Genomic DNA, 19,880 nt, shown 5'->3' with positions numbered 1-19,880 from the left:
ACGGAGATACTGGGGCCGTGAGCGAGAACGATGGAGCCGGGGCCGAGGGAACGCAGCGCTTGCTGCGAGAGTCGTACTTCGAGAACGAGACCTTCACGAACCTCGACCTCCAGAACGCCGACCTGATTGACAAGGAGTTCTATCGCTGCACCTTCGAGAACTCTCAGCTCCAGGAGAGCCGCTGGAAGGACACCATCATGGAGGCCTGCGTCGTTCGTGGCTGCAACGTCACGCGCGCACAGCTTGGCCGGGTCGCGCTCCGGGAGGTGCGGTTCGAGAGCTCCAAGTTGATCGGCATCGACTGGAGCAACATCGGCACCAACCCGGAGTTTTCCTTCGCGGACTCAGGCCTGTCCTACTGCTCGTTCGTGGGACTCAGCATGAGGAAGGTGGAGTTCCTCCGCTGCGTGGCGCGCGAGGTGAACTTCTACGACCTGGACCTGACCGACTCGGACTTCACGGGGACGGACCTCGCGGGGAGCAACTTCCGGGGCTGCACGCTCACGCGGACGGACTTCTCGGGGGCGCAGGGAGCGTTCCTGGACCCGGCGCACAACCGGCTGAAGGACACCCGGGTGCCGTTGGAGTCGGTGGTCAATCTGGCCAAGACGCTCGGCATGCTCGTGGCGGGGTACCACGACGAGGTGTCGCCCCGAGGGAAGAAGAAGTCTCGGTAGCGGTGTCAGCCGCCCTGCCCCGCGGGTTCCTGGAAGACGATGGCATCGCCATCAAGGGGGCGACGTCCTCGCGAGTGCGCGGGCAATCTCTCTCACGGGCAGGGCAGGCGTCGCCACGAGCAAGGGCATCGCCCCTGAAGTCGAAGCAGGCGCGCGTCCGGGCAGGACGGCGCTCCTCGCACATGCTGGCGGTGCGAACGCCTGCTGCGTGGGTCGCGCTTTCCTTGCCCTCGCGCGCGGAGGCTCCCAGCTTCGGCGGGAGGGACTTCGTCCTGGGGGCACGCCGATGACGAAGCGCTCGTCCGCCGTGGCAACCGACCTGTGCTGGCGCGCAAGGGGCGAAGGACCGCCAGGCCAACGGGGGTGATGACACATGGCGGGCGTTCGAGCGCTGACCCGAGCGGAGGCACAACCTGGCAAGAACAGGCGGACGGGCTCACGCGAGGACCCGTCCATCCGTTGGTGGATGCGTCATCAACTGTGGATTCCGCCCGTTTCGGCGGCGCTGGTAGGCGCCTGCCTTGGCGTCTTCCTCGTGGATTCTCCACCCGGCGTGGTCAGGCTCCTGAGTGGCGCGGCCTGGCAGGCGACGGCCAGCGAGGCACGGGGCATGCTTTCGGCCACGCTGGGTATCGCGCTGACCTCTCTGAGCATCGTTCTGTCGCTGACCATGCTCGTGGTGCAGAACGCCGCGGGGCAGTACTCGCCGCGCCTGCTGCGGATGTACCTGCACAGTCCGGGCATCCGGGTGGTCATCCCGGTGTTCGTCACCACGAGCGTCTTCTGTCTCCTGGCGACACATGAGTTTGGATTTGTCTCGGGACCCGAGCGGGCACCGCGCCCCGCGCTCGCGATGGCCATGCTGCTGCTCATCGCCTGCGAGGGCGCGCTCGTCTTCCAGGTGCTCAACACACTTCAGCTCATGCGCGTGGAGAATCTGGTCAGGCGAGTACGTCATGACACGCTGGGCATTGCGCGAACGATTGAGGGGTTCCGCGCGGGAGACATGGAGGCGCCACCACCCGTGCGTGCGCGCACGGCGGAGGCGTGGCCAATCCGGGTCCAGGCGGATGGCTTCATCGCCACCATCGACGCGAGCGCCCTCCTGGCCGTGGCGACGACGAAGCGACTGGTCATCCACCTGGAGAGAGCCATCGGAGAGCCCGTGATTCAGGGTGAGGAGGTGGGCTGGGCCGAGCCGGACGCCGCCGGTCCACCCTCCCGGCGCGAAGCCACCGAGAAGTTCGTTCTCCGTGCCATCCGCCTGGACCGCTGGCGAGACGAGGACCGGGACATCGCCCTGGGGGTGCGTCAGCTGGTGGACGTGGCCATCAAGGCGCTGTCGCCGGGAATCAATGACCCCTACACGGCGGTGGAGGCCGTGGACCAACTGACCTTCATGCTGTGCTCACTGAGCAGGATGCGCCTGGGTCCTCGCGTCCTGGCGGATGACTCCGGAGTTCCGCGCGTGTTCCTGCGGGGCTCCGCGTTGCGCGACTATCTCACGCTGGCCACGGACCAGATCCTCCGCTATGGCGCCGCCGAGCCCGCCGTGGTGCTCCGGCTCCTGCGCATGACGGCCGCCGTGGGACACCGCGCGACAGCTTCGGAGGACCGGCGGGTGGCTCGCGAGCTGCTGCGCTCCATCCTGAAGGTCTCGGAGCAGACCCAGCAAGGCGCTGCATCGCACACAGCCCTTCGCCAGCACGCTGAGGCCTTGGAGCAGGCGCTCGCGGGCGAGCCCTGGCCACCGCTCCCGGCCATCGGGTTCTGAGCGGAGTTCTCCTGACGCTCGCTCCAAGGCAGGACGGGACTGGGCGTGATGGAAGTCGAGGATTCGGACATGGCGATGGCGGCGGGGTTTGAAAATGGAGAGCTGCTCATCCGCCTGCTCGTGGCGGGATGTGCAGGCATCGTCCTGGGCCTGCCCTATCGCAAGCGACCGGGCGGGGTTCGGGCCCACTACCTGGTGACACTGGGCGCCGCGCTGTTTTGTACCGCCGGGGCGAACCTGGCCGGAGCGGAACCCGCCGAGACGCTGCGCATCATCCAAGGAGTGGCGTCGGGTATCGGGTTCGTGGGAGCAGCGAGTGTCCTCAAGAAGGGCAGCGCCATCTTTGGAATCACGACGGCGGCCTCCATCTGGATTGCCGCGGCGGTGGGTTGCGAGGCCGCGCTGGGCAGCCCGGTGCTCGCCGCCCTGGTGGCGCCGTCCATCTCCATCACGAGCTGGCTGGTAGGTCTGTTGGAGATCAAGGTCTTCCATCGCAGACGCGCCATGGAAGAACGTCGTGAGCTGCGTGAAGAACCGAAGAGAACCAGGCGGCCGACTCCCCCAGGGGCGGATCGCAACCAACCGTGACACGCCGCCCTGCTCACTGCTTCCTCTTCAACCAGAGATCACGCCGATGACGAACCCTGGTTTAGTAGATCAAGGAGTAGCGGGAGCGGCCTCGGCCTGCTTGAAGCGAATGACGGTGCCGCGAATATAGTTACCAAACCCGTTAACCTCGGCAAGAACTGCGTCGCCGCCTGCCTCGCAGACCTGAGAGCGCACAGCCTCGACGAATTCATTGGCCGTCGACCTGGGGACGTACCTGTTTTCGAGCACACCCAGCTCGACAAAGGAGCCCTCGGGCCGGGTTGTGAACAAATCAACCTGGCACGTGGCGGGCCTTGCTTCCGCCGTTGCCTGGGTTGTCCGGGCATAGCTGTATTTGGTTGAGTAGCATCCGAAGGAGGCCAGAGCCAAACTCAGCAGTCCAGCCACGCGCAGCTTCATGTCCATGCGCCGCGCTTTACCACAAAAAGAGGCATTTGCCTGCCATTGCCCCACCGAAGAAAGGACCGCATCAGGCCGTGGAGCATTCAAAAGCGGACAATGCCGGCCGTTGGGCCAGTGGGGGCCTTCCAGAGGGCCCCCGACTTCGCCCGCTTCATCGAACAGGCGGAAGGCACTCCGCAGAAGCCATGCTTCGCAATCTGCGCCTGAACCGCACGTCGGAAGAAAACGGCCAGCGCGCATGCCTCTAGCTCTCGCACGTCAATGGGTGCATGCCACAGCATGGCCTTCCTGGCAGTAGAATCTACAACTTCGGGCTATGCATTGACCCATGACGAACAATGACCTGGGTGCACGCGCCACTCGCATTCCACACAAATGCAACCAGACTGCTGTCGTTGATCGACTTGATTGCCTCCAACAAGTACTGATTCGTTGTCTGACACTGACCAGACACCCCTTGCGCGTTTACCGCATAGCAAGTACCCGTGATACCGCTGACGGTTGCGTCGATTTGGCACGACAGGAGCTGGGTGGAGTCTGGCGAGTTTCGAGCGCCTCCCATGGTCGCAGAAGCATTGCGACCGGAAGTGCTAATATCCACCGTGTAGTCGACCTTCGCCCCGGCAGCAGCCAATCCACTCGACAGCAGAACACCCAGCACCACGACGCGCATCGAATGCATATTTCCTCCGACCTTCATGATCTGCCGTTTGAGTCCATGCCCAGACGCAGCATCGCCTTGACAAAGACATTCCCGCATCCCGACTTGCAATCAAGCCTGCCCTATTCTGAATTTCTGTCAAAAAAGGCAACTGCCGTTCCCGCTCCTGCGGCAAAGTAAAGCACCAGCCGATGCAAGCGTTGCCCTGAGCCGCTCCCACAATTCGCACGCTTTTACGTGAGGTCAGCGCACGTCTCCGCTGACACGACCGAAGCCGAAGGTCCACGCAACATGAACAATTTACTGACGAAGATTGCCACCGCGCAGGCTGCGGCGGGTGGCCGCCATCCGCGCTTCGGGCGCTACCTGTTCGAAGTCGCGGTCATCCGCACGAAGGACGGCTTCAAGGGCGACTCGGCCATCGCCGAGCGAACAGCCTCTAACAAATGACAGGGCAGAGGCGTCGTAGGGGCATGAGGCAGCAGCCGAGAATGAGCAAGCCGAAGTGGACATCCTCCCTGCGCTCGTCGCGGACGCGGAGCCGGCGCAGCTGGTTCTTCCAGGCCAGCGTGCACTCCACCACCCAACTGTAGCGTCCCAGCCGTTCCTTGGACTCCACGCCTGGGCGAGCAATGCGAGAGGCGATGCCGCGTAGGCGCAGCCCACGCCGGTTCTTTCTCGAGGCGTAGGCCTTGTCGCCATGCAGCCTCCCAGGGCGGAGCCGTCGTTGGCCCGAGGGCATCCTCACCGCGGGCACGGAGTCCAGAAGTGGGAAGAGTTCGTGCGTGTCGTGCACGTTGGCGGCCGTCACGGATTCGGTGAGCGGCAGCCCGTGGGCGTCTACGAGAAGATGATGCTTGCTTCAGCCAGCACGCAAGCCTCAACGCAAGAACCGTTGAGGCAGGCGCGGCCAGCGGCGCACGTATTGCCGGGCACCAAACAGTTCCCTTCAGGTCGGCCTTGCGCGGAGACGGGCGTCTCGACGACATCCATTTCAGTACCGGCGCCACAGCCAGCCACCAGGGCGAATAGCGACACTGCTAGCACTCCACGAAGAGTCAGTTGCATGCGTATCCCCTCACCTGAAAGTGCGGCCATACACTATCACGCCTCGAATCAGCGAGGCCACCGCAGAGAGCCTATGGCGCGGGTCAAGAACACCCCGCCAGAACACGGGACAACCAAGCCCCCAACGACAGTTCTTCCAAGGGAGCTGAAATGTCGCGCGTGTCGTGGAATGCCTAGGCCCCGTTCACTCGCGTAAGGCTTTGTGGCAGCATTCGCATGCAGCGATTGGCCAGAACGGCTCATCGCGCATGGAGGAGCGATGCGTACACTGGTGATTCTGGGACTTGCCGTCGTCGGACTTCAGCTTGGGTGCGGAGCAGACGGATCTGACGTGGAGCCGCAATCCGACCTCACGGCACGAGAGGATCAGCTCTTCATCTGCCGAACCGACCACCGCATCATATTCTATAGTGACGCCGCTCACACTACGCAGGTCGGCGACGAGCAATGCTATTGCAACAAGTTCCCATCGCTGATTGGTCGCCGGACCACTTTTCGGGAGCTTGTTTATTCCGAAGAGTGCCTCTGACCATCAGCAGCTCATGGCAACATCCAAACCCCAGGCACCATTTCCACTGGAGAGGCAATGCGTACACTGATGATTCTAGGACTTGCCGTTGTCGGACTTCAATTCGGCTGCGGACCGGGCGAAGCTGAAATGGAGGCCGCGTCTGAACTGACGTCGCACGAGGCACAGCTCCGCATCTGCACGGATGAAGCCGTCATAGCGTATTACACAGATGCCACGTACACCACGCGAGTTGGCACTGAGCGATGCCGTTGCAACCGCACACCGACACTGGATGGCGAGCGGACGGACTTCGAGCGACTCATCTCTTTTCGCGAGTGTCTCTAATCTCTCCACCTTCCATCACGTTTGTTTTCGCGGATCTAACGCACGGGTGGCTCAAGGGTAAAATCTGAATTTGGCCCCCTTGAGCCACTCTCGGAAGTCACACTCATTTACGTGAGGTGACGCCCTCCGTTGAAGCTCCGACTCGCGGCCCCTCGGTCATCGCCGGGGGCATCCAGCGCTTGAGCGTGTCCCAGCTCAAGAAACACAAGCTGTGCCCCCGTGCGTGGTTCTTCCAGAAGGTCATGCGCCTTCCGGAGCCCACCGCGGGGGCACAGCAGGTCGGCACCGAAGGCCACGCGCAGCTTGAGCACTACCTGTCGACGGGCGAAGACGTGCTCGGCACGTTCGCGAAGGCGGGTGCCCATCTCCTGCCGACTCCCGGCCCCGACCTGCTCGTCGAACAGCCCCTCGACGGTGCCCCGCCACTGACGGCGGGAGGCATCCCTTTCACCGGGTTCATCGACCTCGTGGACGCGCGGCACCTCGCATCCGACGGTGTGCTGCGCATCACCGACCACAAGTTCACGAGCAACATCGCAAGCAATGCCGCAAGCGCCGAGCAGCTCGCCAACGCCAACACGGAACCCGGGCTCCAGATGGTGGGCTATGGCGCGTGGGCACTCGGCCAGGTCGAGCGCTTCCCGGGCCTTCACACCCTCGAACTCGAACACCTCTACTACCAGACCCGAGGCCAGCGCCTTGCCGTGTCCGTCGTCGCCTCCGTGCCTTTCGGACACGTCGCGCGCGAGTGGCGGACCAAGGTCGAGCCCCAGGTTGAAGCGATGAAGGCGCACGCGCGAGCCGCCGACGTGCCCGCGAACTTCGGCCCCGCAAACTCGCGGGGCTACGACCCATCGGATGGCATGTCTTGCGACACACCTTCGCCAGTCATCTGCTCATGGGGGAGTGCCGTTCAAAGCCGTACAAGAACTCTTGGGACACGCTTCCATTGAGCTGACGATGCGATATGCGCACCTGAGTCCAGACGTGAAGAAGGATGCGGTTCGCGTGCTGGAGCAGCATCCGAGGGGCACATTGGGGGCACACGGCTAGAATCGGAAGAATTTCCTCAACGACTCTCGCCAGTTAGAAGTGCACGAGCCGGGAATCGAACCCGGACGACCCTTTCGGGTCAGCGGATTTTAAGTCCGCTGCGTCTGCCTGTTCCGCCACTCGTGCCCAGCAATTTCAGGCCCTTACTGGTCCTCATTGGCCCTCGTTGGTAGGGAGAAAGTAGGAACGGAAGCTGCCTCCTACGATGCCCCTGCCCGTCCCCCGCCTGCTGCCACCGCACTCTACCCTACACGTGACCGACGCCCAAGCGCACTGGCGTTAGCGCTTTCCCGACGAAGGGACCAAGCCTTCCGCTTCTCTCCCCCCTTGCCTCTACGTCTGGGACAGGAGCGACTTCAAGAGCCCGGCTCGGTCCAGCAGCTCTCGCACCCGCTCTGCCAGGGCAACGTGCTCGGGATTGCTGGCCGTGAAGCGCTCGGGAGTGAGGATGACAAGGGTGCCCTTGTCCTCTACGGGCTCAATGCGCACCGGGGCGGGGAGAGGGGGCACGACACCAAGCCGATGGGCGAGGTATGTTACCCACCCAATCTGCACGTTGGCCCGTCCGGTTGGGTCGGCAATTTCCCGATGCGCATGAGACATGGCAACACCCCAATCAGGGTCTAACGCTGTCGCCATGCTCCTAAGAAGCCCGCTCAACGTTTGCGCCGTCAAGATGCGTTCAGCACTTGCACCATGAGTGGGTAACTCAAAGAGCCAGAAGTTGTTCACCCATCCGGAGTAGATGCCCACGGCTGCATCAAAACTGCATGCGTCGGAGTCCTCAGAGGCACCATTCCATCCGCTTATGCGGTAACCAAGATCTCCATGATGCCGATCCTTGGTGCGCTCCAGCGCCCTTGCGAGTTCACCCTGATTGGGCGTGACCGGCTTCTTCAAAGCGTCCTTTCGCGCCTTGCTCTGTCTGAACCAGCTAGCGAACGACGCCTCAACCCCAGCGATAGATTCGAGCAAGGCCACCACGCGAGATGCGCATTCGTCTGGTGACTCCTTGCGAGCGCGCCAGTAAGCAGCGGCATAGTAGGTCTCCATCATTCTCTGTCTCCTCATCAAAGGGGAGGTGTAAAAACAACCTCAATCCCTTTGGCTCCTCTGTCCTGAAGTATCTTCCGAAGTGCTGGAACGGCGGCTTCCTCTGCGACATGCCACCGGATGGGCATCCCTTTGGCCGCGTTCATCTGTCGGAGCGCCTGTTCGCCAAGAGCCTTCGCCCCCGAGTTCTTGAACCAGCGTTTCGGGTCCAGCCCCTCGAAGAACTTGGCATAGCCAGGCCCCTTGGCTTCCTGGAGTACGCCCTTCTCGAATCCATCGAACTTCACGCCTCCGCTGTCCCTGCCGACTCCTCCAACCCAGTATGCCTCGTCTGCCGAGTGCCCGGAGAGCTGTTCCTGGTAGCGGCGGGCGCGGGGCGACATGGACTCCTTGGCTGGCGCCCACTGTCCAGGCCCCTTGGAAGGCCCCCCTTGCTTCGCGGCCGTGCTCGCCCGCTGGAGGACGATGGCTGCGCCAGGCCCACCACTCAGCACCGCCGCCGCGCGCCCCACCGGCACCGCGACGCGCCCCATGACGAGTGCCCCCTGGGCGGACAGCGACAGCACCGGCACCTCGGCCGTAGCGAACGTCGCACCTTGCAGCGTGCGGGTTGCGGCAGACGCCGTGCCCCAGGTGGCGATGAGGTTCGTCACCAGCTTGGAGACGGCTTGCACCTGCTCGCCGCGCGTCATGTACTGGAAGCGCTCCAGGTACTCGGGCGACGAGGCCAGCAGCGCCGCGACGGCGGCAGGCATGTGTCTCAGCGCCGCGAGGGTGTCCGCTGGGGACGTGGAGACGAGCTGCCCCACCGCCAGCGCCAGCCCGACGAAGGCTTCTTCGGCTCCGTCCAGTGTGCGGCTCAGGTAGTCGGCATCGTCGTGGACGTCCGCGAAGGCGCCTCCTCCGGTCTCCTCCAACCGCGCGTTCAGTTGTCGGAAGACACCGCCCTTGCCCGAGTAGAAGACGCCCAACTCGAACTGGCCCGCTCGAAAGGCACCGTCCTTCCACTCCACGACGCCCACGCGCTGCTGTGTCTGTCCGCTGCGTACCCACGCGAGGCAGCCGTCAGGACGGAGGACCGCCAGTTGCGTGAAGCGCCCGACTCGCCGCACCAGCTCGGCGCGCGACACTTCGCCCGCGTCGAGCACCTCGCGCAGCATGAAGCCCACCGCGACGCGTGCCGGGAACTGCCCCAGCGTCACGTCCTTGACGGTCAGCGCCTTCAGCAGACGCGTGGCGTGTGTCGGCGTGAGCGAACTGCCTGTCACGGGACGCGCGTCTTGGTCCCCGAGCCCCGCGTCACGAAGCAGCGCGTCGAACGCATCGCTCCGCTGTCCTCGGGAGTGCCCCCCTTCCCCGAGTAGTGCGGAACGCTGCTGGAAGGTGCCCCTGCGCGTCGAGGGTTCAACGCCAGCGCACCCCGTCACGAAGAGAACGGCGCACAGTATCCAGCGGACAGCACGCATTCAGCACCCCCCATGCCTCTCTCGAAGGAAGGCAATCGGGTTGAATGCTGGCATTCCCGTCTGACAACTGGATGGCAACCGACTGCGCGGAGGAATCTTACAACGTCACTCCGACATGCCTCGGAGCCCCCTTTTTCAGGGCTCGAACCCTCCCGCCTTGCGGAGCCGCTTAGCGCGCATTGTCCATCCCCAGCCCCATCGCAGCGAAGGCGCCCGGCCGCAATGACCCTTCCGCTGTCGGGAACAGCACGGTGCCGCCCGTCCCCATCGCGTAGAGCTACCCGCTGTTGATGGTCTCCAAGAAGTGCGGGAATCTGGTCGTGGGTGGCCGGCCCCGTCTTCTTCGCCTACTCCACCAGCTTCAGCGGCGTCCACTCCGCCTGCGCTTGGTGGGACTTGGGCATGTGCTCGCTCTTCGTCGTGTGGCCGCCCCTCTCGAAGCTGCGCATGTGCGAAGTGACGCGGCGTCCGCCGTGCATCATCACCACGGCACTCGCCGTCGCGCGCACGTCCACCTGATGGTCCACCAGTTGGTACGGCACGCTGTAGCAGTGGCCGTCGAACTCGACGTGGTAGTCGTCGCGCACCCTCGGGCGCGCCCACTCGGCGTACTCGTACGGCCGTGCCGGCAGCGGCCTCAGCGCGGCACGCTCTACTTCCTCGAAGATTGGCTGAACTGGTACCCGTCCGGCTGCTCCGCCTTGTACTCCTCCCAGAGCAGCTGCTTCGTCACGTGCTTCTTGCGCAGCTCCAGGATTTCTCTCAGCTTCCGCATGGACAGTCTCTCTGCCGCCACCGCCTCCTCCTTTCGGGAGTCGGCGTGGTCGGCGCTCTGTCCAGCGTCGTCAACGTTCCGGCCGGGCCTTCAGTCCGCGCGGGCCTCCGCGCTGCTCAGGCCCCACTGCTTCACCCTGCTACAGGTGATCGGCTTGCTCCGGAATCGGTGATCGGCTTGTCCCGAAACGGGTGTTCGGCTTGCTCCGGAATCGGTGATCGGGATCGACCGGAACACGTACTTCGCCACGGTGAATCCCAGGCCCGCCCCGAGGGCGAGCGCCGCGAGGACCTTCACCAGCGGCGCGTCTCCCGCGTGCTGACGCAGCTCCTCGTTCTCAACCTGGGGGCGACGCACCTCACTGGCTGCGGCAATCTCGCCCGCCTGCTCGGCACTTTCGCTGGCCGCACTCCCGAAGAGCAGCCGCTTGACGAGCGTGAAGCCGCCAGCAGCCGTCAAGGCCACATTCACGGCGGTCAGCACTATCGCGGAGGGCCTGGACGCCGATGCGGCAACATCCCGCGCCGAATGAAGACTGAGAACGGGCTGCCGGACATCCCTGGAAGCCAGCGGGCCCAGGTATGGGCCCGCGTCATTTCAGCGCAACAACACCTGGGCCACCTTCACGAGGGCGTCGAGCTGGTCCTCGTCCATCTTGCGCGCCAGGCCCGTGAGCTGGCGCAGCTTGGGCGCTCCGCCCTGCCCTCGCTCGCCCTTGCCCGACTTCCCCCCCTCCTCCGCGTCCCCGATTCCCAGCAACACGTCCGAGGAGATGCGCAGCACCGAGCACAGCCGCAACAGCGTCTGGACGCTGGGCAGCATCTTCCCGCGCTCCAGGCGGCTGTAGACCATGTGCGCGAGGCTCAGCTTCTCGGCCGCCTCCGCCTGCGTGAGCCCGAGCTGCGTCCGAGCCTCTCGGGCGGCACTTCCAATTCGGGTCGCCAATTCTTCGTTCATGCGTCGGGGTACCGGGACCCAGGTCTGGCGCGGACAGGAAGGCCCGAGCCTCGGGGACGCCCCTTCCTGCCGCATCTCGGCGGTCGTGTCGATGCACGAGAAGGGCCCCGTCACGCGCCCCCTATTGGATGGACCTCGCGGGGGCGGGGGCTTCCAGGGCCTTACCGTCCACGAAGAGGCCCACGGGGATACGGAGGACACCGCACAGTCCCACCAGCGTGGAGAGCGTGGGCAACATCTTCCCGCGCTCCAGGCGGCTGACCACGAGCGTCGGCACGTGGATGGCCTCGGCCACCTGCGCTTGTGACAAGCCCGCGCGCTGCCGGGCGGCACGGACCTGGGTTCCAATCTGCTGGGCGAGCTTCTCGTTCATGGGAGGACCTGGGGAAAGAGGAGAATTCCGCGGGGATGGCCATCCCAGCATACAACCTTTCAGATTCATCCATGGTATCCTCTCCGGGTTTACTTCTCCTCCCGTGCGACTTCACGGGTGGAGCCCGTTCGAGTCCCGTTGCCGGTTGAGCGCAGGTCCAGGAACACCGCCCCTACACGCTCCGCCCAAGGAGAGGATACTTGAGCCCGCGGATGCACCCCGTCGTGCCTCCAGACACGGACACCGGCGGTTGCGTGGTGGGAGAAGCTGGGGGCCGGAGGCTTCGCATAATCACGCTCTCGGGCGTGACGTTCCTGTAGGCGCGCCAAGAAGAGGGCTGGAGATGACACTGGAAGAACTGGTTGACCAATTCGCGCGGAACGTCGCGGCCCAGACCGATGCCATCCATCGAGGAGATGCCAGGACGGGGAACAAGCACGCCAAGAAGTACATCGCGGCGCTTCAGCAGCTCCGGGAGCATGGAGATGCCGGCCGGGAAGCCCTCGCCGTTCTGCTCACGCATCCCCGCACGGACCTTCGCACCATGGCAGCTGGGTTCTTGCTCCGCTACCGGACGGAGGCAGCCAAGGCCGTGTTGGAGAAGGCGGCGAAGGAGGGAGGCATCGGCGGACTCGGCGCCATCATGACCCTGCGGCATTGGGAGAATGGAACCTGGACGCTCGATCCGGAATAGGCGTGGGCACTCAATCCGTACTCATGTCCAATGGATCCCCCGAGAACATCGGGAAGAGGCTCTGGAGATGAAGTTGGAGGATCTTGTCGAGCATTTCGCCCAGAACGTGGTCGCGGCCCAGACCGATGCCATCTTCCAGGGCGACGCCAAGACCGGGAACAAGCACGCCAGAAAGTACGGTGCCGCCGTCGATAAGCTCCTGGCCCAAGGCAATGCCGGGCGTGATGCTCTCGCCGTGCTCCTCAAGCATGAGCGAATGGACGTGCGCGTGATGGCCGCCGCACATCTGCTCCGCTACCGGACGGCCGAGGCGAAGGCGGTTCTGGAGGAAGCCGCCAAGGGACAAGGGTTGGTCCCGTTCGGAGCCCAGGAGGCGCTGAAGCGCTGGGAAGGACGGCACCTGGGCGCTCAACCCAGAGTGACAGCGCAATCCCAACACAACCACTCCCCCCGGTAACCCGGGAGGAGCGTCACGGAAGCACAGTCAGTTCCCGCCCACCGTCGCCTTGCCATTCAGGTACGTCTGAATCACCGGAATCCGGCTGATCCGCGTGGGGTCCCCTCCCCGGGCCTTGTCGTAGTCGAGCGGATTGGCTCCCAGCACCACGAAGTCCGCCACCTTGCCCGGCTCGATACTCCCCACCCACGCGTCAATCTCATGCTGCCGGGCCGGCTCCACCGTGACGGCACGCAGCGCCTCGTCGACCGTCACCGCATGCTCGGGCCCGAGCACGAAGGTCTCCGTGAAGTCAGGATAGGCCCACGTGCGCCGAGTCACGGCCTGCTCCACGAACCAGAGCGGGCGCGATGGCGTCACCATCGAATCGCTGTGCATCGAATACGGAATCCCATACTGGCGATCAAACCCCATCGGGTCGAGGTTGCGTGCCCCCTCCGCCCCCAGCATCTCCTTGAAGGCTGCCCCCCAATACGCCACATGACCAATCAGGTGCGTCACCCGGACATCCAGGCCCGGCACCACCTTCCCGTCGGCTGTCTTGTAGGCCCCCTTGCGCAGGTCACCGATGTTCCTGGAGAGCTGCTCCTGCCCCACCGTGTTGTGGATGAGCAGCACCCGATGCGGGCTCTGTGTCTGCTGCTGTAGCTTCGCGAACGCATCAATGGCCCACTGGTTGGCCAGGTTGCCGTTGGCATGCAGCTGGAACCGCCAGGACCTCGTCGCCCAGAGCGGGCTCAAGCTGTCGACGATGGCCTGCACGTTCGCGAAGTCCGCCGCGCCCTCCTTCGCATCCGAGCAGTGCCCCCCATTCGCCAGGTACTCATAGGGCGGCCCCAGCAGCGCCGTGCAGCCCTGCGTCGAGCCATCCACCCAGAGCTTGATTCCCCCAGCGCCCAGCCACTTCGGCAGCTTGCACTGCGCATCCTTGCTCGGGTCGCACGCCGGTCCCGTCGCCTGGAAGTCCTGCTGGGACGCCGCATCGTGAGTCACCAGGGCGGTGATGCGCAGCGGGAAGCCCTGCTGCTCCGCCAGGAACTTCAGGGCCTCGACCTGTGACTTGCTCGTCAGGCCGCCATCCGCGATGGTCGTGAGCCCGGCCTTCCGCAGGTCCTGAATCGCCAGCGCGATGTCCTTCTCGGACTCCTCCAGGAACTGGCGCGGATTCGAGTGAGCCAATCCCAACGGCAGGCCCTTCTCCATCGCCGCCATGAAGGGCGCGTAGGCCGCGGGCTCCTCGAGCAGCCCCGTGTAGTTCCCATTGTCGTCCACGACCCAGCGCCCACCGTTGGCCGTGACGGACTCGGGAGGCTTGCACTTCTTCGCCCCCTTGCAGACCACCTCGAAGGCCTTCTCGTTCACGTAGGCCAGGTGACCCGACTGGTCCAGGATGAGCACCGGGCGGTCCTTGCTCACGCACGCATCCAGGTAGAGCTTCGGCTGCTTCATGAAGGGCACTTCGCCGCTCACGCCGCACTTGCCCCGGACGAACTGCTGCCGCGACGGGTCCAGGTTCATGCCCAGCACGAACTCCTGGCTCCCGCCCCCGGGCTTCACCTGCATCGACTGGAGCGCGCTCAGCACATCCGCATGCGTGCCGCAGTCCTTGGACGTGTCCAGCCTGTACGGAGGCGGCAGGCAGGGCGCCAGGTTGTGTGTCCCCAGGAGGTTCTGCGCCAGCGTCGGCAACAGGTGCAGGTGCGGGTCGATGAACCCCGGCAGCAGCACCTGCTCCGGCTGCAGGCGGACCCACTCCACCCCGGAGCCGAGCCCCGCCGTCACCTCCTGCTCGGTGCCCACTTTCAAGATACGACCCCGCGCGTCCACGGAGACGGCCTCGGCGACCGTCCCCTGGTCATCCAGGGTGACAATCTTCCCGACGAAGACGGTGGTGCCAGCGCCCCCGCTGCCTCCGCCTCCCGTCGTCGCACACGAAGCCAGGAGGGAGAGCGCCGTGACGGACACAACGGCGCGTGCAAGGACAGGAGAGCGAACACGCAGCTCTCGACGCAAGTATCGATTCATGTGGCTCCTCGATGGGGAACGGGTCCTATACCAATGCCTCTCACCCGGACCTATGAAAAATCATCGAATCCGCGCGGATTCACCAGACAGCCACGGCATCCCGAAGGCTGACACGTCAGCCGATGACCTTGACGTGTCAATGCCTGGGGCTGACACGTCAAGGCACACTGGCCCGGGATCCATCGCGCCAAGGCCCACACCCCTCCTGTGAGCGCGCGGACACAGGTGCCCTCCCCGCACCCGCGGCGTCCTCCTCACAACGCTTGCGGCCCTCCGCCCTCTCAGATTCAGCGACAATTCTGGAATTCACTGTCCTGAAAGAAGCGCACCACCCAGACCCGGGGACGAACGACATTCACCTGTCACCCGTCCATTCTCGGCACCGTTCAAAGACAGGCTTCGTCGCAGCTCCACCCCCGGAGATTGCTGCTCATGAGCACGTCGTCCAGTACGCTACGAGCAGACCTCTTCCTCCTGCACGCGCCCAGCGTGTATGACTTTCGTGAGCGCGACGACCTGCTGTTCGCCTATCTCAGTGACTCCGACAGCGTCAACGTCACGTCCATCTACGAGATGTACCCGATTGGGTTCTTCTCCATTCAGGAGCACCTGCGCAAGCACGACCTGTCGGTGAAGATCGTCAACGTCGCGGCCCTGATGCTCAAGCACCCCGAGCTCGACGTGGACCAACTGCTCGGGCGACTCGAGGCGCCTGTCTTCGGGTTGGACCTGCACTGGATGGCGCAGTGCCACGGCACCATCGAGCTGGCCAAACGCATCAAGCTCGTCCACCCCGACGCGGTCATCATCTGCGGTGGCATCTCCGCCACGTTCTACGCGGAGCAGCTCATCCAGTATCCGGAGATCGACATCGTCGTACAGGGCTACGACACCCTGGAGCCCGTCCGGCGCCTCGTGGAGACCATCAAGTCCGGAGAGCGGCGCCTCGTCGACATCCCCAACCTCCTCTACAAGCGCCGCACCCAGGAGGTCGAACGCACCGGCTTCAGCCACAAGCCCGCGACGAACTACAACGACGCCACGGTGGACTGGTCCTACTACCGTGACGCAGTCGACGACGTCGCGACCACCAAGCTCATCATGACGCTGCCGAACACGGGCTGCGCCTATGACTGCCCCTGGTGCGGCGGCTCGCGGTCCGCCTATCGCAACATCATGGGCGTCAAGAAGACGCTCATCTCCAAGGACCACTCGCGCATCGTCGACGAGCTGAAGTCCATGGGCCCCGCCGCGGCGACCACGGGCATCTACGCGCTCCAGTGCTACTCGGAGACGCGCCCACGCTTCCACGAGTACCTCGACGCCGTGAAGGAGAGCGGCTACCGCCAGCTCTTCGTCGAGCAGTTCCACCTCACCCCGGACGCGACGCTGAAGAAGATGGGGGAGTCGAGCCAGTCGTACATCATGCTGTCCCCCGAGTCGCATGACCCGGTCATCAGCAAGCTCGCCGGGCGCGGCACGTACACCATGGAGGAGATGGAGGCGTGGATTCCTCGCGCCCTCGACGCGGGCATCGCCGGCGTCATGATCTGGTTCTTCATCGGCATGCCCCAGCAGACGCCGCAGTCCATCTTCGACACGGTGGACTACAGCATCCGGCTGATGGAGAAGTTCCAGGGCCAGCGCGTCCTGCCGTTGCTCTGCCCCATGGTCCCCTTCCTCGACCCGGGCTCCCGCTTCTTCGTCGAACCCGAGCAGCACGGCTACCGCATCTTCCATCGCACGCTGGAGGAGCACCGGCAGGCCATGGTGGAGCCGCTCTGGCACCGGCGCCTCAACTACGAGACGCGCTGGCTCTCCCGCAAGCAGCTCCAGGACACCACGTACAGCGCCGTCGCCGCGCTCGTCCGCGCCAAGGGTCAGGCGGGCATCCTCCCTCGCGCCATCAGCCAGAGCATCCTCACCGCCATCTCCGACACGCAGGCCCTGCTCGCGGACATGGAGCGCGCCATCACCCTCGATGGCACCCTGCCCTCGTCCCTGCGCGACGTCATCCGCGCCTACAACCGCCGCGTCCTCTCCTACTCCAGCGATCAGATCATCCCCATCCAGCGCCCCTTCGGTGGACGCTGGTTCGACGACTTCACCGTCCCTCCCGAGCTGCTGACCCAGGTCATGTCCCCGCGTCAGCGGGCCCCCATGCCCGCGCTCACCGGAAGCGGAGGCTGAGCCGTCATGGACTTCGCGTGGACGCCCGACGAGCGCCGGATGAAGGCCTCGGCCGTCGCCTTCGGCCGTGAGCGGCTCGCCTTCGACGTCGTCTCCCTCGACGCCCAGGGCACCTTCAACCGCGAGGGGTGGCACCGGCTCGCCAGCTTCGGCGCCGCGGGCCTTCCCATCCCCCGACGTTACGGAGGCGCGGAGCACCCGCTGCCCATCACCGTCCAGGCGCTGGAGGGGCTCGGGTACGGCTGCGCGGACAACGGGCTCCTCTTCGCGCTCGGCGCCCACCTCTGGGCCTGCGCGCTCCCCATCCTGCTCTTCGGCACGGAGGCGCAGAAGGAGCGCTACCTGCCGGCGCTGGCGCGCGGAGAGATGCTCGGCGGCCACGCCATGACGGAGAGCGAGGCGGGCTCCGACGTCGCCGCCCTCCAGACCACCGCCACGCGCAAGGGCGCCTCCTACGTCCTCCAGGGCCGCAAGGTCTTCGTCACCAACGGCCCGGTGGCGGACCTGCTGCTCGTCTTCGCCACCGTGGACGCCTCACGAGGGCGCGATGGACTGACGGCCTTCCTCGTGGAGAAGGGCCAGCCCGGGCTCCACGTGGAGCGCACCGTCCCGAAGATGGGCCTGCGGACGGCGAGCATGGGTGAGCTGCGGCTCGACGACTGCGAGGTCCCCGCGAGCAACCGCCTGGGTGACGAGGGCGGAGGGCTGCCCCTCTTCTCGCAGATGATGGAGTACGAGCGCGGCCTCATCCTCGCGCCCGCGCTGGGGACCATGGAGCGCACGCTGGAGCGCTGCATCCGCCGCGCACGCGAGCGCCAGCAGTTCGGCAAGCCCATCGGCGGCTTCCAGGCCATCTCCAGCAAGCTGGTGGAGATGAAGCTGCGGCTGGAGACCGCGCGGGGCCTCCTGTACCGCTTCGCCTGGCTCAAGAAGCAGGGACGCTCGGCGATGTTCGAGGCCTCCCTCGTCAAGCTCCACGTCAGCGAGTCCTGGGTCCAGACGAGCCTGGAGGCGGTGCAGCTCCACGGAGGGCTCGGCTACCTCACCGAGACGGAGCTCGAGCGGGAAGTCCGTGACGCATTGGGGAGCCGGATTTTCTCCGGCACCTCGGAGCTCCAGCGAGAGCTCGTGGCCCGCTCCATGGGCCTCTGACGGAGAAACACATCCATGTTGTTCCAGTATCTTGAAGCCAGCACCCAGTCCGCCCCTGCTCGACTCGCCGTCATCGACGGAGAGCGGACCCTCTCCTATGGAGAGCTCGACGCGGCGTCGAATCAGGTGGCCCGCACGCTGCGAGCGCAGGGCATCGGCCGGGGCGCTCGCGTGGGCCTGCATCTGGACAAGTCCATCGAGGCCGTCATCGCGCTCTTCGGCATCATGAAGGCCGGCGCCGCCTACGTCCCCATCGACACGGCCTCCCCTGAGTGGCGCCTGAAGTTCATCGTCCGGGACTGCGCGCTCTCCGGCATCCTCACCCTCCCCACCTGGCACGCCGCCCTGCGAGACGTGGAGAGCCTTCGCTGCATCATCCTGGTGGAGGCGCGCCCGACGAACATGCTCCGCCTCCCTCCCGAGCAGGGCGGTCCGGTGACGCTCACCTGGGCCGACGTGTGCTCCCAATCCAGCGCGCCCGTGGAGCCGCTCGCCGAGGCCTCGCCCGAGGACCTCGCCTACATCCTCTACACCTCTGGCTCCACGGGGCAGCCCAAGGGCGTCATGCTCAGCCACCGCGCCGCGCACGCCTTCGTCGACTGGGCGGCCACCATCGCGGGGGTGCGGGCCGCGGACCGCGTCTCCAATCACGCACCCCTCCACTTCGACCTGTCCATCTTCGACCTCTTCGCGACGGCGAAGTGCGCCGCGACGCTCGTGCTCGTCCCCACCTCGCTCTCTGTCTTCCCTCGCGAGCTGGCGGACTTCATCGCGGACCGACACATCGCCATCTGGTACTCGGTTCCGTCGGCCCTCACCCAGCTCGTGGCCCGGGGTGGGCTGTCGCGGCACGCATTCCCGAACCTGCGCACCGTGCTCTTCGCCGGTGAGGTCTTCCCACTCAAGTACCTGCGCCAGCTCGTCCTCAACCTACCGAGGCCCCGCTACTTCAACTTGTACGGCCCCACGGAGACGAACGTCTGCACGTTCCACGTCGTCACGCCCTCGGACCTCGCGCGCTCCACGCCGCTGCCCATTGGCCAGGTCTGCTGTGGTGACGAAGTCTTCGTCGTCCGAGATGACGGCGGCCTCGCGGGAGATGGAGAGGAGGGGGAGCTGTGCGTCGCGGGCCCCACGCTCATGAGTGGTTACTGGGGCATGGAGGAGCGCACGCGCCAGGTGCTCGGCCCCATTCCGGGCCATCCCCTCGCCTATCGGACCGGAGACCGCGTCATCCGGGAGCCCGGCGGCACGCTGAGCTTCCTGGGCCGAAGGGATGACCTGGTCAAGGTCCGAGGCCACCGCATCGAGCTGAGCGCCGTGGAGGAGGTGCTCCTGCGCCATCCGGATGTCGAGGAGAGCGCGGCGCTGACGCTGCCCGACGAGCTCACGGGCAACGAGCTGCGCGCCTTCGTCGTGCTGCGCGACAACGCGAGCACCAGCCCGCTGGACTTGCGCCAGCACTGCGCGAACTACCTTCCCCGCTACATGATTCCCGCGCGCATCGACGCCTGCGAAGCCCTGCCGAAGACGACGACGGGGAAGAAAGACAGGGTCCGGCTCCAGGAGCAGGCGCGACAGCTCGTGTGAGCCCCCTCACGAAGACAGTGTTTGCCCCATCGGGTCATCGGCCCGAGG

At 65.4% G+C, this 19,880-nt stretch carries 20 protein-coding genes, 1 tRNA gene and 2 pseudogenes; 11 read left to right on the top strand and 12 right to left on the bottom strand.

The genetic code is table 11. The features are described from left to right. Positions 1-17: 17 nt before the first annotated feature. The 3 genes from ACN469_RS26630 to ACN469_RS26620 all read left to right on the top strand — a co-directional run bounded on the left by ACN469_RS26630 (position 18) and on the right by ACN469_RS26620 (position 3,039). Positions 18-677: a pentapeptide repeat-containing protein gene (locus ACN469_RS26630; protein ID WP_498772073.1), complete on the top strand. Its 660-nt coding sequence runs from the start codon at positions 18-20 to the stop codon at positions 675-677. A gap of 373 nt (positions 678-1,050) precedes the next feature. Next, positions 1,051-2,451, top strand: coding sequence for a DUF2254 domain-containing protein (locus tag ACN469_RS26625; RefSeq protein WP_498772071.1), 1,401 nt, complete (start codon positions 1,051-1,053; stop codon positions 2,449-2,451). 48 nt (positions 2,452-2,499) lie between these two features. Continuing rightward, positions 2,500-3,039, top strand: a complete 540-nt coding sequence (locus ACN469_RS26620; RefSeq protein ID WP_498772069.1) for an MgtC/SapB family protein — start codon at positions 2,500-2,502, stop codon at positions 3,037-3,039. Between the two features lie 69 nt (positions 3,040-3,108). Here the strand turns inward: ACN469_RS26620 and ACN469_RS26615 are convergent, their stop codons facing one another. Both ACN469_RS26615 and ACN469_RS26610 read right to left on the bottom strand, forming a co-directional pair. Next, entirely contained in the window at positions 3,109-3,465 is a 357-nt protein-coding gene (locus ACN469_RS26615; RefSeq protein ID WP_498772067.1) for a hypothetical protein, read from the bottom strand. 298 nt (positions 3,466-3,763) lie between these two features. After that, the gene (locus ACN469_RS26610; RefSeq protein WP_498772065.1) at positions 3,764-4,135 is read right to left on the bottom strand and encodes a hypothetical protein; all 372 of its coding nucleotides are present in this window, start codon (positions 4,133-4,135) and stop codon (positions 3,764-3,766) included. 279 nt (positions 4,136-4,414) lie between these two features. Between ACN469_RS26610 and ACN469_RS26605 the strand changes: the two genes are divergently transcribed. Then, positions 4,415-4,573, top strand: a complete 159-nt coding sequence (locus tag ACN469_RS26605) for a hypothetical protein (protein ID WP_498772064.1) — start codon at positions 4,415-4,417, stop codon at positions 4,571-4,573. Here ACN469_RS26605 and ACN469_RS26600 read toward each other — a convergent pair. After that, a pseudogene (locus ACN469_RS26600) lies at positions 4,563-4,970 on the bottom strand (transposase); the annotation flags it as partial. The gene ACN469_RS26605 and the pseudogene ACN469_RS26600 sit on opposite strands and share 11 nt — an antisense overlap. A 1,193-nt stretch (positions 4,971-6,163) precedes the next feature. On the opposite strand from ACN469_RS26600, the gene ACN469_RS26595 reads away from it, so the two are divergent. Both ACN469_RS26595 and ACN469_RS26590 read left to right on the top strand, forming a co-directional pair. Further along, positions 6,164-7,000: a PD-(D/E)XK nuclease family protein gene (locus tag ACN469_RS26595; RefSeq protein ID WP_498772063.1), complete on the top strand. Its 837-nt coding sequence runs from the start codon at positions 6,164-6,166 to the stop codon at positions 6,998-7,000. Further along, positions 6,906-7,100, top strand: a complete 195-nt coding sequence (locus tag ACN469_RS26590; RefSeq protein WP_498772061.1) for a tyrosine-type recombinase/integrase — start codon at positions 6,906-6,908, stop codon at positions 7,098-7,100. Before ACN469_RS26595 ends, ACN469_RS26590 begins: the two co-directional genes overlap by 95 nt. A gap of 40 nt (positions 7,101-7,140) precedes the next feature. Here the strand turns inward: ACN469_RS26590 and ACN469_RS26585 are convergent. From ACN469_RS26585 to ACN469_RS26550, 8 genes are all read right to left on the bottom strand, one after another. Then, positions 7,141-7,226: transfer RNA gene (locus ACN469_RS26585), tRNA-Leu, on the bottom strand. Positions 7,227-7,433: 207 nt separating this feature from the next. Continuing rightward, positions 7,434-8,156: an immunity 52 family protein gene (locus tag ACN469_RS26580; RefSeq protein WP_498772060.1), complete on the bottom strand. Its 723-nt coding sequence runs from the start codon at positions 8,154-8,156 to the stop codon at positions 7,434-7,436. A gap of 14 nt (positions 8,157-8,170) precedes the next feature. Next, the gene (locus tag ACN469_RS26575; RefSeq protein ID WP_498772058.1) at positions 8,171-9,421 is read right to left on the bottom strand and encodes a Tox-REase-5 domain-containing protein; all 1,251 of its coding nucleotides are present in this window, start codon (positions 9,419-9,421) and stop codon (positions 8,171-8,173) included. A gap of 545 nt (positions 9,422-9,966) precedes the next feature. Beyond that, positions 9,967-10,251 carry a Mu transposase domain-containing protein gene (locus ACN469_RS26570; protein WP_498772135.1) on the bottom strand — a complete coding sequence of 95 codons (285 nt, stop codon included), beginning with the start codon at positions 10,249-10,251 and terminating at the stop codon, positions 9,967-9,969. A gap of 20 nt (positions 10,252-10,271) precedes the next feature. Next, positions 10,272-10,394, bottom strand: coding sequence for a hypothetical protein (locus ACN469_RS26565; RefSeq protein WP_498772056.1), 123 nt, complete (start codon positions 10,392-10,394; stop codon positions 10,272-10,274). 90 nt (positions 10,395-10,484) lie between these two features. Further along, positions 10,485-10,877: a hypothetical protein gene (locus ACN469_RS26560; RefSeq protein ID WP_498772054.1), complete on the bottom strand. Its 393-nt coding sequence runs from the start codon at positions 10,875-10,877 to the stop codon at positions 10,485-10,487. A gap of 114 nt (positions 10,878-10,991) precedes the next feature. After that, positions 10,992-11,351, bottom strand: a complete 360-nt coding sequence (locus ACN469_RS26555) for a helix-turn-helix transcriptional regulator (RefSeq protein ID WP_498772052.1) — start codon at positions 11,349-11,351, stop codon at positions 10,992-10,994. A gap of 121 nt (positions 11,352-11,472) precedes the next feature. Beyond that, positions 11,473-11,724 carry a helix-turn-helix domain-containing protein gene (locus tag ACN469_RS26550; RefSeq protein WP_498772050.1) on the bottom strand — a complete coding sequence of 84 codons (252 nt, stop codon included), beginning with the start codon at positions 11,722-11,724 and terminating at the stop codon, positions 11,473-11,475. A gap of 343 nt (positions 11,725-12,067) precedes the next feature. On the opposite strand from ACN469_RS26550, the gene ACN469_RS26545 reads away from it, so the two are divergent. Both ACN469_RS26545 and ACN469_RS26540 read left to right on the top strand, forming a co-directional pair. Then, complete coding sequence (locus tag ACN469_RS26545) at positions 12,068-12,418, top strand: DUF2019 domain-containing protein (RefSeq protein ID WP_498772048.1); 351 nt, start codon at positions 12,068-12,070, stop codon at positions 12,416-12,418. Positions 12,419-12,485: 67 nt separating this feature from the next. Continuing rightward, positions 12,486-12,840, top strand: a pseudogene (locus ACN469_RS26540) (DUF2019 domain-containing protein). Positions 12,841-12,902: 62 nt separating this feature from the next. Here ACN469_RS26540 and ACN469_RS26535 read toward each other — a convergent pair. Then, positions 12,903-14,900, bottom strand: a complete 1,998-nt coding sequence (locus ACN469_RS26535; RefSeq protein ID WP_498772046.1) for an amidohydrolase — start codon at positions 14,898-14,900, stop codon at positions 12,903-12,905. A gap of 432 nt (positions 14,901-15,332) precedes the next feature. On the opposite strand from ACN469_RS26535, the gene ACN469_RS26530 reads away from it, so the two are divergent. From ACN469_RS26530 to ACN469_RS26520, 3 genes are read left to right on the top strand one after another with little or no spacing between them, the layout of a single operon-like run. Next, entirely contained in the window at positions 15,333-17,090 is a 1,758-nt protein-coding gene (locus tag ACN469_RS26530) for a cobalamin-dependent protein (RefSeq protein WP_498772044.1), read from the top strand. 6 nt (positions 17,091-17,096) lie between these two features. After that, positions 17,097-18,242, top strand: coding sequence for an acyl-CoA dehydrogenase family protein (locus tag ACN469_RS26525; protein WP_498772042.1), 1,146 nt, complete (start codon positions 17,097-17,099; stop codon positions 18,240-18,242). A gap of 15 nt (positions 18,243-18,257) precedes the next feature. Beyond that, positions 18,258-19,832, top strand: coding sequence for an amino acid adenylation domain-containing protein (locus tag ACN469_RS26520; protein WP_498772040.1), 1,575 nt, complete (start codon positions 18,258-18,260; stop codon positions 19,830-19,832). Positions 19,833-19,880 lie beyond the last annotated feature (48 nt).

This window comes from Corallococcus terminator (genome assembly GCF_049194865.1).
Taxonomy (GTDB): domain Bacteria; phylum Myxococcota; class Myxococcia; order Myxococcales; family Myxococcaceae; genus Myxococcus; species Myxococcus terminator_A.
The sequence above is the reverse complement of the archived record's forward strand: the minus strand, read 5'-3'. Positions and strand labels throughout refer to the sequence as shown.

Excerpts from the sequence above, each read along its gene's own strand:
- ACN469_RS26520 (WP_498772040.1), top strand. The coding sequence starts at position 18,258 with ATGTTGTTCCAGTATCTTGAAGCCAGCACCCAGTCCGCCCCTGCTCGA.
- ACN469_RS26610 (WP_498772065.1), bottom strand. The coding sequence starts at position 4,135 with ATGCGCGTCGTGGTGCTGGGTGTTCTGCTGTCGAGTGGATTGGCTGCT.
- ACN469_RS26545 (WP_498772048.1), top strand. The coding sequence starts at position 12,068 with ATGACACTGGAAGAACTGGTTGACCAATTCGCGCGGAACGTCGCGGCC.
- ACN469_RS26565 (WP_498772056.1), bottom strand. The coding sequence starts at position 10,394 with ATGCGGAAGCTGAGAGAAATCCTGGAGCTGCGCAAGAAGCACGTGACG.
- ACN469_RS26580 (WP_498772060.1), bottom strand. The coding sequence starts at position 8,156 with ATGATGGAGACCTACTATGCCGCTGCTTACTGGCGCGCTCGCAAGGAG.
- ACN469_RS26530 (WP_498772044.1), top strand. The coding sequence starts at position 15,333 with ATGAGCACGTCGTCCAGTACGCTACGAGCAGACCTCTTCCTCCTGCAC.
- ACN469_RS26525 (WP_498772042.1), top strand. The coding sequence starts at position 17,097 with ATGGACTTCGCGTGGACGCCCGACGAGCGCCGGATGAAGGCCTCGGCC.
- ACN469_RS26620 (WP_498772069.1), top strand. The coding sequence starts at position 2,500 with ATGGAAGTCGAGGATTCGGACATGGCGATGGCGGCGGGGTTTGAAAAT.
- ACN469_RS26550 (WP_498772050.1), bottom strand. The coding sequence starts at position 11,724 with ATGAACGAGAAGCTCGCCCAGCAGATTGGAACCCAGGTCCGTGCCGCC.
- ACN469_RS26555 (WP_498772052.1), bottom strand. The coding sequence starts at position 11,351 with ATGAACGAAGAATTGGCGACCCGAATTGGAAGTGCCGCCCGAGAGGCT.
- ACN469_RS26535 (WP_498772046.1), bottom strand. The coding sequence starts at position 14,900 with ATGAATCGATACTTGCGTCGAGAGCTGCGTGTTCGCTCTCCTGTCCTT.
- ACN469_RS26590 (WP_498772061.1), top strand. The coding sequence starts at position 6,906 with ATGGCATGTCTTGCGACACACCTTCGCCAGTCATCTGCTCATGGGGGA.
- ACN469_RS26625 (WP_498772071.1), top strand. The coding sequence starts at position 1,051 with ATGGCGGGCGTTCGAGCGCTGACCCGAGCGGAGGCACAACCTGGCAAG.
- ACN469_RS26605 (WP_498772064.1), top strand. The coding sequence starts at position 4,415 with ATGAACAATTTACTGACGAAGATTGCCACCGCGCAGGCTGCGGCGGGT.
- ACN469_RS26615 (WP_498772067.1), bottom strand. The coding sequence starts at position 3,465 with ATGGACATGAAGCTGCGCGTGGCTGGACTGCTGAGTTTGGCTCTGGCC.